Source organism: Paraburkholderia eburnea (genome assembly GCF_002917095.1).
GTDB classification, from domain to species: domain Bacteria; phylum Pseudomonadota; class Gammaproteobacteria; order Burkholderiales; family Burkholderiaceae; genus Paraburkholderia; species Paraburkholderia eburnea.
On record NZ_PQGA01000005.1, the window covers coordinates 1 to 12,851 of the forward strand.

The window sequence follows — 12,851 nt, forward strand, 5'->3', positions numbered from 1 at the left end:
TTTCGACCTGCTCGACGACCGACAGCTTAAAAGCCAGGCTGTAGTCCCGTTGCGTCCGCTTGATCCCTTGCTCCACCTGACACCTCCTCGATTCGCCGGAAAAGTGTCAACCTAGTTCAGGACGGGTCATAGTGACGTAAAAAAGCCCCGCATCTGCAGGGCTTTTTCTTACTAAATCTCCTGGGAACGGGCTCTATACGTTTTAATAGTGACAGATCCTGTCGCAATGCGATACCTTATATCAAAGTCGACATTCACCTCCCGTTGATGGCGAATACTTTTACTGCACATCGAACTCTCAATGGTTCAGCCTGCCGACCGATCAATCCTTCGCACAGATACAACAGCCCTTTATTTTCAATAGCGCTTTTCCACATGAGCCAATTCTCATCGCTTTGAGCAATTCCAGTCACGGTCTGACAATGAGGTGCATCGATTTCTAACGGATCAAGAATTGACACATATGTTTTAAATATTCTTCTCTCGATCCTTGCATACGCCAGCGATGATGGCCGAATCGGGACACCAAGCTCTTTGTCAAACTCCTTAAGAAGTGGAGGAAAATCATTGAACTGTGCTATCGCATAGTCTTGATCTCCATCACGTATCGTGGCGAGAGCCATTTTATTGTCACGATAGCGAGGCGTCGGGAGGCACGTGACAGGAAATGCCGTCATCAAATACGTTTTATTGCCAACCTCGACATAGCCATTTTTACCATACTGAGCGGGCTTCTGCATAGCTTGACGCATCTTATTGGAAACATGATCCAGCTTAGCTGAATTTGGATCAAACGTGATGGTGCCGTTTTCGCCTATAAGCGATGCTCCGAGAGAGTTACTAAGATATTGAATCACCCGAAGTCTCTGCTCCTCAGAGACCTCACCAAGCACACTCACAATAAAAAATAAATATGAATTTATCGTTAGACCGTGAGCAAGCTCAAACTCGACTCCGAGTTCGAGTTCTGGCAACCTCAAATCTGAAACTCGGTAGTCGTTCGGGAATATTAACCTGTCGTTCAACCGTGATGGTCCCATCACCGCACCAAACAAGAGCACTGGTCGAGGACACGGTCCCTTTCCGAGTATGTACTGTCGATATGGCAGAAAAGGCTTCCATATACCTCCAAAACCGCGCTGCGCGTTGAACAGTACTTTCAATACCCATCTACAGAAGTCGTCCCGTCGACACTCGAAGGTCACTGATGAGACAATGGGATTCGCAAAGTGTGTATCAAATAACTTCGATGCGTATGCATCCAACCGACTTAGAATTCCGTTGTTACACACAGCGCATACATCCCGCACCTTGGGCGCGCCTTCGATGTATTTATTGGCGGCAGACGTAAAATAAAGCCCACTCCGAGTGCTGCGCTTTTCGAGAAACTCAGGAAAGATGTGTTCATTAGTGATCTTTCGATCTGTCTCGCAGTAAATACATTTCGCCATTTTTGAATCTCTGGGGGGAGCGGTTGGCAAGGGGACATCCACTCGCGTGGCATCCGAATAGCAGTCGATCAACTGAAAAGTGCGCCTATTTGCTATATTCTCAATCTTCCGACTTCACGCCCAGCATCTCGCGGATATGTGACAGCGTGCCATCGTCTTTCACGACCGTTGCGAGCCATTCATGCAGCGGCATGTCGGCCCATTCGGCGGCCTTGTCAGCGAGATAGGCGACGGGGCTATGCGGTTCGGTGGCACGAAAATAATCGGCCACGGCGCGCAGTTGCGCGACCGCGTCAGCGCGACTCTGGATGCCGCCATGCGCGCGGCTGGAAACGCGGGTCGGAGTTTGCACAAATTCCTCGTGAGGCAAAGGCGTCGTGAAGCTCGGCTCGGTACGCTCGGGCATAGCCGCTGCATCGCTGCGCCCGCTCTGCCCGTCTTGCGTCGGCTGCGTGGCTTCGGGCTGCTTGAGCAACGCATCCGGATCAACGCCCGCGTCGCGCGCAAAACGCTCCGCAAGCCGATACACCGTTCCGAACGCGTCGCGCGTCTGCCGGAAACTCGGCGCGGAATCGCCCGCCTTGCGCTCCAGTTCCTCATCGAGCGCGGCGAGCGCCGCCTCGAACGCCTTGAACTGGCCAAGCAACGTTTCATAGAACGCACGCGACGTCGCGCGGCGCGATGCATCGATTTGTTCGACCGAAGGCTTGCCGCGCGCGATATCGCCGGCATTTTCCGGATCGCGCTTGACGGCCTGAGCAACGTGTTGCGCCACGTCCCAATCAAGTGTGCTGAAAGCCACGTCCGATTGCGTGAGCGGCACGGCGCGCAGCAATTCCGCCGAGCGTCCCGCGAGCCATGCCACATTGCCCAGCCGCGATTCGACGTCGTCGCCTTCGGGCAGCGGATGCACCTGATCCCAGAAGCGTTCGATCAGGCCCGTCAGCACGGCATAACCCTGCGTGAAGCCGGGCACGCCCTCCTGAATCGCGAGCGCTTCGGTAAGCCACACGGCCACGCGCAGATCCTTGGTCCGCGTGGCGAGCAGCGCCGAACAGCGCTCCGCCACGAAGGTCCAATCGGCTTCCTTGATTTCCGTGACCCACTCGCCCTGATCGAGCGATGGATCGTCGAAGCGGCGCGCGTAAGCGATCGCATCGAAATCGGCGGAAAACAGCATGTCCTCGCCGCACGGCGAGCTTTCATTGAGAGGCGCGAGCAGCGCAGTGGTGTCGGTCGACATGGTCAATTCACGGTGTATTCGAACTCGCCTGCCTCGTTCGCGTGTACGCTCACGCACTCCAGCGCGGTGCCTTCCGCCATGCGTTCGAGCACCTGTTGTGCAAGCTCGGGCAGCAGCGTGCCGTTCAGGATGTGATCGACATTGCGTGCGCCCGAATCCACTTCGGTGCAGCGAGCCAGCACGGCGTCGACAAGGGAATCATCCCACTCGAACACCGCGCCGTGGTTCGCTTCGATACGCCGACGGATGCGTTCGAGTTTGAGTTCGATGATCCCGGCGAGCACGTCGTCCGAAATCGGGTAATACGGCACGACCTTCATGCGCCCGAGGAAGGCGGGTTTGAAAGTCTTGTACAGTTGCGGACGCAACAATTCGGCGAGCGCGTGCGCATCGGGCAATTCTTCTGCCGGTTTATTCAGGCAAGCCTGCATCACCGCCGACGAACCTACGTTCGAAGTCAGGATGATGAGCGTGTTGCGAAAGTCGATCGCGCGGCCTTCGGCATCGTCCATCGTGCCCTTGTCGAAGATCTGGAAGAACATTTCCAACACGTCAGGATGGGCCTTTTCGACTTCGTCGAGCAGCACGACCGAATAGGGATTGCGGCGCACGGCCTCGGTCAGCACACCGCCCTCGCCATAGCCCACGTAACCCGGCGGCGAGCCTTTAAGGCCCGACACGCTATGCGCTTCCTGATACTCGCTCATGTTGATAGTTACGAGCTTGCGTTCGCCGCCGTAGAGAATGTCGGCAAGCGCCAGTGCGGTTTCGGTCTTGCCGACGCCCGACGGCCCCACGAACATGAACACGCCGCGCGGTTTGTCCGGATCTTCGAGGCTGGCGTTGGCCGTGCGCACGCGCTGCGCAATGGCGTCGAGCGCATGGTCCTGACCGATCACACGCTCAGAAAGCAGCGGACTCAGGTTGAGCACCGTCTTGATCTCGTCCTTCACCATGCGGCCCAGCGGGATGCCGGTCCACGACGCCACCACTTCGGCGACCACATGGCCATCCACCTGTAGCGGCACCATCGGGCCGTCGCCCTGCAACGCGTGCAGTTGCGCGACCAGCGCGGGCAGCGCCTCGCGCGCGCTATCCGCATCGCGTGCAAGATCGGCCGACGCGCCCTCTTCGCGCGCCGCATCGATACGATCGCGCAGCGCCGCGATCTGCGCCACGAGTTCGCGCTCCTGCGCGTAGCGTGCTTCGTCTTCGGCAACTTCGGCCGCGGCCTCGGCGCGTTGCGCGCGCAGATCGGCAAGACGCTCGTCGTGCGCGACGCCGTTGGCCGCTTCGCGTTCGAGGGATGTAATTTCAGCGTCGATGCGTTCGATATGGCGCTTGCCGTCGTCGATCGCGCCCGGCGTCGAACTATGCGCGAGCGCGACCTTCGCGCAGGCGGTATCGAGCACGCTCACCGCCTTGTCCGGCAATTGACGCGCGCTGATGTAGCGGTGCGAAAGACGCACGGCCTCGGTAATCGCCTCGTCGAGAATGCGCACGTTGAAGTGGCGCTCCATCAGCGCGGTCATGCCGCGCAACATCGCCGCCGCGAGCGCTTCGCCAGGCTCTTCGATCTTCACCACCTGGAAGCGCCGCGCGAGCGCCGCATCTTTCTCGAAGTACTTTTTGTACTCGCTCCATGTCGTGGCCGCGATCGTGCGCAACTCGCCGCGCGCGAGCGCCGGCTTGAGCAGATTGGCCGCATCGTTCTGACCAGCCTGCCCGCCCGCGCCAATCATCGTGTGCGCTTCGTCGATGAACAGCACGACAGGCTGCGGACTCTTCTTGACTTCATCGATCACGCTTTTCAGGCGGTTTTCGAATTCGCCCTTCACGCTCGCGCCCGCTTGCAGCAGCCCCATGTCGAGCACGCGCAGCGCCACGTTGCGCAGCGGCCCGGGCACGTCGCCTTCGGCGATACGCAGCGCGAGGCCTTCCACCACGGCCGTCTTGCCGACGCCCGGCTCGCCCGTGAGGATCGGATTGTTCTGGCGCCGCCGCATCAGGATGTCGATGGTCTGGCGAATCTCGCCTTCGCGGCCGATCACGGGGTCCACGCGGCCTTCGCGCGCGCGCTGCGTGAGATCGGTCGTATAGGTGTCGAGCGCCGGCGTCTTCGAAGGACCAGCGGCGGTCTGTTCCTGCGCTTGTTCCTCCTGTGCGGCGCTGCGTTCGGCGTCACGAGGCAAGGCCTCGACGGACCCTTCGGTCAATTCGTCGAAGCGGTGTTTGAGTTCGGCCACCTGCACTTCGGCCAGACGCGCCGACATGCGCTGCGCGAACTGGGCGAGATCGGGCGCGCTCAGCAGCGCAAGCAGCAAATGCCCCGAACGAATGCGGCCGATCTGCGTATCGAGCGAAGCAATCAGCCAAGCCTGTTCGAACAGCGCGATCAAGTGAGGCGAAAATACCGGCGTGCGCGTATTGCCCGTTTTCAGGTTCTGCAATTCGCGTTCGAGATCGGCACGCACGGCATAAGGATCGATACGCGACGCGCGCAGCGCGCACACGAGATCGCATGCCGGCTCTTCGATCAGCGCGAGAAACAGATGCTCGAGATCGACCTCGTAATGCCCTCGCGACAGGCACGAGCTGGCCGCGCGTTCCGCCGCGAGGCGGCAGGTCGTGTTGAGCTTGGTGATCAGGGTCTTCAGAGGCGTGCTCATGTCGTGATGGCGTTCCGGGCGAGATTCGGTTCAATCGTCAATGGGTGACATGCAATTCGTAATGCGCGTCAGCGCGGTCGCGATCGGCGGCGTGCGTGCAGAGGAAGGCGTCCCAGCCGAGCCGCGCGCCGCCGCCGAGCTGGCTCGGCCCGACTTCCGTGCGGCGCAGCACGAGCCGCACCTCGTATTCGAGCGTCACGCGCCCGAGCAGCGTCAGCATGCGTTCGAGCGCGACAGCGCGCTCGCCGCCCGGCAGGAATGCTTCGTAATCCTTGATTGATAGCGGACCGATCACGAGACGCGCGCGCATGTCGCGTTGCCAGACACGCTGCCCCGCGAGGGCCGTCGCGCCCAACGCGACGTTGCGTCGGCCCAGCATCGAAAGCTGGTCGGGCGGCACGTCATACCATTTGCCGACGAACTGCTCGATGCGTACCGGCACGTTGAAGTACTCGGACAAGGTGTTCTGCAGATAAGCCGCCGAAACGGGCCGATGGCGCGCGGCCATCGCGTGGCCCGCGATGGCCTCGTCGAACAGCGCACCACGGCCGTCGTGCAGACCCTCGCGCGACTCGTCATTGGCGACGCCCGCAAGCGCGAGCAGCAAAGGCAGATAGCGCTCGTCGCGATCCAGCTCGTAATGAAACGGCAGACGGTACTTCTTCCACGCGTTGTAGAAGAGCGCCGTTGCACGGTTCGAAAACACATCGAAGAATTCGCGCGCGGCGCGATCGCGCTTGAACTGCTCGCGCGCGATCAACTGCTCCGTATAGTGCAGCGGCAGCGCGCCCTGCCCACCCAGCAGCCCGAAAAACGCGGGCGTGATCTCAACCTGGGCGAGACGCCCGGCGTCGATCGCGGCATCGCGCACGTCTTTGTCCGCGAGCGTTTGGCCCGCGTCATCGTAGGACGTGGCCTGCTCGATTTCGCTCGGCGGAAAGCCCAGCGACAGCGTATTGCGAAACGACACGCGCTGCGCGAGCACATCGCGCTGACGATCCTGGGCCTTGTCGACAAACCAGCGTTCGAGCAGGCGCACCGCCTGAAAAAATTCGAAGCGGTGCGGCTCGTCGAGCAGACGCTCGATTACACCAGGATCGATTCGCCGCTGCGGGGCTTGCATCGCAGGATCTCCTCGCCGGTGAGTTGCGAAATCACCACCAGTTGAACAAAGCTGTTGATATGAACGTAGAGTCCGAAAAACACATCGAGCACGCGCACGAAGGTGCCGAGACTCGTGCCGACGAAATGATCTTCGTCGACGGTCACGCGAATCTCCACCCCGCGCACGAAGGTGGCAAACGGCTTGCCGGGCAGCCATTGCACGGCGGCGCGCTGCTCCACGTCGACAATGCCGTCGATATGACGCGACGACACGGCCGAGCGGCGCATGTCGTAGAGCGCGAGCATTTCCTTGAGCGTGCCCGCACCGCCGCCCGTGAGCGAAACGTGGCTCAGCGACAGATGCGAAATCAGGCGCCAGTGCGCGGCCTGGCGGCGCTCGAAACGCACGCAAGGCGTCGGACGCGCGAGCAGCGCAATCTGGCTCGTGAGCGAACCGCCTTCCATGAACAGGTCACCGCCTTCCAGACCTACCGCGAGACCCGCGGGCAGGTCGCGGTTCGTGCAGGTGAGTTCAAGGCTTAGCGTGTCGGTCTGCGCGGCGGACGGATCGAAATCGATGTCGACGATCGAAATTTCGGTTTCGTAACCGGGGCTCTTTTGCGCGACCCATTCGTCGCGCCGCGCGAACCAGTAATGACCCGCGCGCGCGGCTTCGCCGTGACGCAGCGAATAGAACGGCCGGAATTCCACGACCGTTTCCTCATTGGCGCGCTGCTGCACGAGATTCACCGAGTCGATCGAATAGACCTCGTAGGCGGATGCGCGACGCGCTTCGGCAATCACGGGATAAGCGATTGCCTGATGAGTGAGACGAATCGGCTCGCCGTGCTGCCTGAAAAGATTGACGACCGGCGTGCAGAACAGCCGCAGATGATGTGTCGCGAGCGTATCGAGCAGACGCGCCTCGTGCGAATCGCCGCGCACTTCCTTGAGCACGATATGCAGCGTGAGGCGATGGCAGCGGCCCGTGGCCGCGCTCATGGCCGCAAGATCGAAATCGACGAAATCGAATTTGGCCGGAAACGCGAAATATTCAGTCAGCAGCCGATAGGCGGGATGCGATTTCGCGGGGAAATCAATTAGCGCTTCATTTTCACCAAAGCCCGCCTGGGCGAACGGCAGTTCGCGCAACGCCGTCCAGCGCCCATTGCGCTCCGGCTCCACCCACGCGCCGATGGCATTGACGAACAGGCAATCGCCGAGCGCCGCAATAAACGACTGCTCGCCACTCAGATAAGCGCGCAATTGCGGCACTTTGAGCGCGGCAATATCGAGTTGCGGCGAAGTCGATTCGAATGTGATCGAAATCACGCCCGTGGCGTCGCCCGGCAGGACGATCGAGCTCGGCGCCATGGCCACCGGCATATAGCGCGCTTCGGCCACGCGGATCGGCGCGAGCGTGACGTCGTAGGCCGTGCGAAAGCGGCATTGCACGCCACGCAAAGGCCGCGATTTCAATTCCGTGCCGCGTGCGATCACCGCAGGCGCGGTCAGATGGCCGAACGCCGCCGCCGTGCCAAGCTGCGCGACGGAACACGACGGAAAAGGCCGCAGATAGTGCGGGTAGAGAACTTCGAGCAGCGCCTCGGTGAATTCGGGGTAATCGTCGTCGAGCCGCTTATTGATGCGCGCGCCTAATAGCGCGAACGATTCGATCATGCGCTCGACGTGCGGATCTTCGCAATGCTCGCCCGACATCGCGAGCCGGGCCGCAATCTTTGGGTAGCGCTCGGCGAATTCGCGCGAATAGCGTCGCAGGAACGACAATTCGCGCTCGTAATACGGCAACAACTCTTCCATCGCGATTCCCCGCCCCCAGAAACTGCTTTGCGCCGCACCTCGTCCAGCCGCGTCGTCACGCGGCGCCGGGTGCGGCCTTGCTTATGTCTTCGCGCGTGCGCGCGAGACCGAATACTGCAGCGTCGATGGCTGCAACAATGCGTCGAAGTTTACCGGCTCTTCGGCTGGATGGACGACCAATAATGCCTGAATGGCGAAATTCAATACGCTGGTCGAGCGCGCATTCAATTCGAGCGAGACGTTGACCCGTTGCAGGCGCGGCTCGTGCCGCTCGATGGCCTGCTGGATCGACTTGCAGATAAACGCCCGGTCGTAATGGCTCGCGAGGCTCAGCCCCGCGAAATCGCTCAACCCATAGGTGAGCAGTGATTTGCGGCATTCCGGCAATTGCGCGAGCATCTCTTCCGAAAACGCGATGCGCGTATTCAAAATCGACTCCAGGTCGCGCGCAACCGTGGCTTTCAATTCGTCCAGCGACAATTGCCGCATCGCGGCGGGTGCCGGCGAGTGCGGTTCGTCGTCGAACAACTTGTCGAAAAAACTAGGCTCGAATCGCTTCATCGATCGATATGACGCTGCTGCGCGACGTCATTCAGGGCAAAAGCCCGAACGGTGCGCGCGGGTTGATTCACGCCAACCGTTCGGGCCATCACGACTTTAGACCGCGTAGGTCTTGTCGTTCTTCGTCAGGCTCCATGCGCCCTGAGCGTTACCGCCCTGGTTGCCGCCGATCTTCTGCTGCGTGTACTTCCACTGCACGGCAGCGTACTTGAGCGAGAACGCTTCGCTCGGCAGGCCTTCGCCCACCACGGACGGCGTGATGCTCGAAATGATCACGTACTTGAGCTTGACTTCGAGGTACTTGATGCGATTTCCTTCACCGTCCGAACGCATGAAGTCGATGGTGACTTCGTCGAACGTCGTGCCGCCCGACGCGTGCTGATACAGCAGCGGGCTGACGACGTCGATGTCCTTGGTGAAACGCATGTCGGCGTGCTCGCAACGCTCGGCCGTATGACCGCCTGCCGTCGAAGCCGTTGCCGAACGCGGCTGGAGAATCGAGTGATTCCACGAATCGATTTCGATCCAGTTCGCGTGGTCCTTATCCTGCGACTCGCCCTTGATCGCAGGATTACCGAATTTTAGGTAGATGTCCTTCATAACGTATCGCTCCCCATAGAGGTGGTGTGTACGGCGGTGACAGCGCGATGACTGCCCGCCAGATGGACCGCAACTCAAGCGCCGGGCCCGGATACCGTCGGAGCCCGCACTGGATGCGTCAGGCGGCGCGAGTCACGACATGAATCACGACGGTTGACCCACGCGGCCTGTCTGTGCAGCTCCAGGGCATTACTGTGTTACGCAACGCCCCGCTGCAACGATTACGGTTACACGGAAGACAGCCGCTTTACGAGCCGGCCGGCTTCGGCAGATCCGCCACGAGACGCAGCGAGATCGACAGTTCGTCGAGCTGGAAGTGCGGACGCAGGAACGCAACCGACCGGTAAGAACCTGGACGGCCCGGAATCTCCGCGACCTGGATCGAGGCTTCGCGCAGCGGAAACTGCGCCTTTTGTTCCTGGCTCGCGTTGTCGTCCAGCAGCACGTACTGCGAGATCCAGCGATTCAGGAACACCTCGACGTTCTGTGCCGAAGCGAAGCTGCCGATCTTGTCGCGCATCATCGCCTTCAGGTAATGCGCCACGCGCGAAACCGAGAAGATGTACTGCAGTTGCGCGGAAAGCACGGCATTCGCATTGGCACTGTCGGTGCTGTATTTCTTGGCCTTTTGCACCGATTGCGCGGCGAAGAACGCAGCGTAGTCGGAGTTCTTGCAATGCACGAGCGGAATGAAGCCGAGGTCGCTCAGCTCTTTTTCGCGGCGATCCGTGATGGCGATTTCGGTCGGGCACTTGAGCGCGATTTCGCCATCGTCGGTCTTGAAGGTGTGCGTCGGCAGGTCTTCCACGAGACCGCCGCCTTCCACGCCGCGAATCGCCGCGCACCAGCCGAAGTCGTCGAACGCCGCCGTCAGGCGCGCCGCGAAGGCCCACGCAGCATTGCACCAGAGGTACTTGCTGTGATCGGTGCCGTCGACGTCCTCGACGAAATTGAAGCCTTCCGCCGTCGCGCCGTCTTTCGGATTGAATGGCAGACGACCGAGAAAACGCGGCAGCGTGAGACCGACATAACGCGAATCTTCCGAATCGCGGAACGACTTCCACTTCGTATATTCGACGGTGTCGAACACCTTGCCCAGATCGCGCGGTTTGCCGAGATCGGCAAACGATTCGAGGCCCATCAGTTCCGGCGACGCCGAAGCGATGAACGGCGCGTGCGCAGCGGCGGCGACATGCGACATCTGTTCGATGAAGTACATGTCTTCGGGCTGACGCGTGATTTCGTAATCGCCGATCAGCGTACCAAACGGCGCGCCGCCGAAGGTGCCGAATTCTTCTTCATAGACCTTCTTGAAGAGCGCGCTCTGATCGAATTCGACCGCGTTCTTGAAGTCGCGCACGACATCGCGCTTGGGCGCATGCAGCGCCTTGATCTTGATGGTCTGGCCGGTATTGCTTTCCTTGCACAGATAATCGAGTCCGCGCCACGTGCCTTCCAGGCGCTGGAATTCCGGTGCATGCATCACGGCGCTCAATTGCGCCGAAATCAGCCGATCGAGCTCGGCCACGCGCGCATCGATGGTCGCGGAAAGATTGCTCGATACGATCACCGTGCCGTCGAGTACTTGATGCACGAGTTCGCCGATCAGGTCCTTGGCGCGCGCGTGCTCCGAATCGGACTTCGCGACCTTGCTCTTTTCGACGATATCGTCGAGCAGCGAGGACGATTCGGACTGCGTGTCGTCGAACGCCGCACTTTGCGCGGCTGCAGTTTGCTGGTTCATGTGGTGCCCGCCTCAGTCGCCCTTGGGTTCGTCGTCAGACTGACGTGCAGCCGGCTCGTTTGTGGACGATCCGGCGCGCGTGCCGCCCGCGAGCGTCTGCAAGTGTTGCGTATTCGAGAGCACTTCGCTCAGCAGGTCTTCGAGCTTGTCGTTGCCCGCAAGCTTGTTACGCAGATCGGCGAGCTTCGAGCGCGCTTCCAGCAGGCGGCGCAGCGGCTCGACCTGGGACACGACTTCGTCCGGGCTGAAGTCGGCCATCGACTTGAAACGCAGATCGACGGCGAACTTACCGCCCTCCGGGCTCAGGCGGTTTTCCACCTGAAACGCGGCGCGTGGCTCGATGCCTTTCATCACGTCGTCGAAGTTATCGCGATCGATATTGATGAACTTGCGCTCACGCAGCTTGGGCTGCTCGATTTCCGATTGACCGGCCAGATCGCCCATCACCCCGACGACGAACGGCAGTTCCTTCACTTCGATCGCATCGCCGAGCTCGACCTCGTAGGTCAACTGCACGCGTGGCGGACGCACTTTCTGCAAGCGCTTCTGGATGCTTTCTTTCTTTGCCATCGTCGGCTCCCGGCTTCTTGTTATCGACTGATACTACGTAGCGGTGTGGATCGGCGCCGCCGCTCAACGTGCTTGACGGATTTAGCGCAGTGCGCTGAACGGATCCGCGCCGTTGCCCGCGGCCTTGGCCGGCGCCGTTGCTGCGGGCGTCGGCGTGGCGGGCGTGGCCGGCGCTGCGGCCGCTGCCGTATCGGCGGCTTCCTGCGCCTTTGCCTTCGCGACACGCTTGATATAACGCGGCTTCTTGCCCGACACCTTCTTCTGCTCGGGCGGGAACAACGAATCTTCGCCGAGCGTGTCGCGCAACTGCTTCGCGAGCGCCTGCGCATCCGACTTCGCATCGCCTTGCAGCGATGCGTCCTGACGCAGTTCGCCAAGCGATTCCGTCGCCACGCGCAGACCCGCCACCGCGAGCACGCTCTTCGCGCCGCGATCGGTCTGATCGCGCTGCAGCGCTTCCTGCGCCGCGACGATCGCCTGACCATAGTGTTGTTGCTGGAACTGGATCTGCGCGATGCGCGACCACGGTTCCTCACGCGTCGGATCGGCGGCCGCGAGTTTCTGATAGGCCTGGATAGCGTCATCCTGATTACCCGCCTTCGACTGCGCATCCGCGTCGGCGAGCGCTTTATTGAATGCGTCCGGCGATGCGGAAAGCGCGTTTGGCGGCGTGGTACAACCTGCCATTACGCCGCAAGCGATCACAGCTCCCGTGAGCATCGAAAAGACCCGCTTTTTCATCGTTCTTTCACCGCCGTTTGATTTTTAATTCAAGGAGAGAAGCCAGAGTTTTACTTATCCCCCAGCGCGCGGGTATAGTACAGGCCAATTTTCTATAATTCAACTGGGTTTGAAAAGGCAAAGAAAGAAAAAAAGCGGCTAAGTGGAAGCGTAGAAGCATCCGGCAGGCGTTTTTGCGGAAAATAAGGAATTTTTTCCGGAAAACCTGATTGGATCCGCATTGAAGGAAGCAAAGTTTTCCGTATTTTATTAAAGCGAGCTTCACGGGGATAATGCTCACGCAATGCGATTCGCATTTCCCGTGACCCTGCGTATTTAACAAAGCTGGAGAGTCGGGCTTGAGGCCC

The 12,851-nt window shown here is 60.4% G+C and carries 11 protein-coding genes; all 11 read right to left on the reverse strand.

Features of this window, described 5'->3' with window-relative positions:
- Window positions 1-254: 254 nt before the first annotated feature.
- The gene (locus B0G62_RS31210; protein ID WP_146055262.1) at window positions 255-1,163 is read right to left on the reverse strand and encodes a hypothetical protein; all 909 of its coding nucleotides are present in this window, start codon (window positions 1,161-1,163) and stop codon (window positions 255-257) included.
- Between the two features lie 388 nt (window positions 1,164-1,551).
- Window positions 1,552-2,694 (reverse strand): type VI secretion system protein TssA, encoded by a 1,143-nt coding sequence (gene tssA / locus B0G62_RS12095; protein WP_103704443.1) that lies wholly within the window; start codon window positions 2,692-2,694, stop codon window positions 1,552-1,554.
- A gap of 2 nt (window positions 2,695-2,696) precedes the next feature.
- Window positions 2,697-5,363: a type VI secretion system ATPase TssH gene (gene tssH, locus B0G62_RS12100; RefSeq protein WP_103704444.1), complete on the reverse strand. Its 2,667-nt coding sequence runs from the start codon at window positions 5,361-5,363 to the stop codon at window positions 2,697-2,699.
- 37 nt (window positions 5,364-5,400) lie between these two features.
- Window positions 5,401-6,486: a type VI secretion system baseplate subunit TssG gene (gene tssG / locus B0G62_RS12105; protein ID WP_103704445.1), complete on the reverse strand. Its 1,086-nt coding sequence runs from the start codon at window positions 6,484-6,486 to the stop codon at window positions 5,401-5,403.
- Window positions 6,450-8,288, reverse strand: a complete 1,839-nt coding sequence (gene tssF, locus B0G62_RS12110; protein ID WP_103704446.1) for a type VI secretion system baseplate subunit TssF — start codon at window positions 8,286-8,288, stop codon at window positions 6,450-6,452. The genes tssG and tssF overlap by 37 nt, the downstream gene beginning before the upstream one ends.
- Window positions 8,289-8,369: 81 nt before the next feature.
- Window positions 8,370-8,849, reverse strand: a complete 480-nt coding sequence (tssE, locus tag B0G62_RS12115; protein WP_103704447.1) for a type VI secretion system baseplate subunit TssE — start codon at window positions 8,847-8,849, stop codon at window positions 8,370-8,372.
- 96 nt (window positions 8,850-8,945) lie between these two features.
- A complete protein-coding gene (locus tag B0G62_RS12120) occupies window positions 8,946-9,449 on the reverse strand; it encodes an Hcp family type VI secretion system effector (protein WP_103704448.1) in 504 nt (167 codons plus the stop codon).
- A gap of 247 nt (window positions 9,450-9,696) precedes the next feature.
- Window positions 9,697-11,193 carry a type VI secretion system contractile sheath large subunit gene (tssC, locus tag B0G62_RS12125; RefSeq protein WP_103704449.1) on the reverse strand — a complete coding sequence of 499 codons (1,497 nt, stop codon included), beginning with the start codon at window positions 11,191-11,193 and terminating at the stop codon, window positions 9,697-9,699.
- 12 nt (window positions 11,194-11,205) lie between these two features.
- Window positions 11,206-11,763: a type VI secretion system contractile sheath small subunit gene (gene tssB, locus B0G62_RS12130; protein WP_167401237.1), complete on the reverse strand. Its 558-nt coding sequence runs from the start codon at window positions 11,761-11,763 to the stop codon at window positions 11,206-11,208.
- 81 nt (window positions 11,764-11,844) lie between these two features.
- Window positions 11,845-12,504 carry a tetratricopeptide repeat protein gene (locus tag B0G62_RS12135; protein ID WP_103704450.1) on the reverse strand — a complete coding sequence of 220 codons (660 nt, stop codon included), beginning with the start codon at window positions 12,502-12,504 and terminating at the stop codon, window positions 11,845-11,847.
- A 92-nt stretch (window positions 12,505-12,596) separates the two neighbouring features.
- Window positions 12,597-12,800: a hypothetical protein gene (locus tag B0G62_RS31215; RefSeq protein ID WP_143886873.1), complete on the reverse strand. Its 204-nt coding sequence runs from the start codon at window positions 12,798-12,800 to the stop codon at window positions 12,597-12,599.
- Window positions 12,801-12,851: the final 51 nt, after the last annotated feature.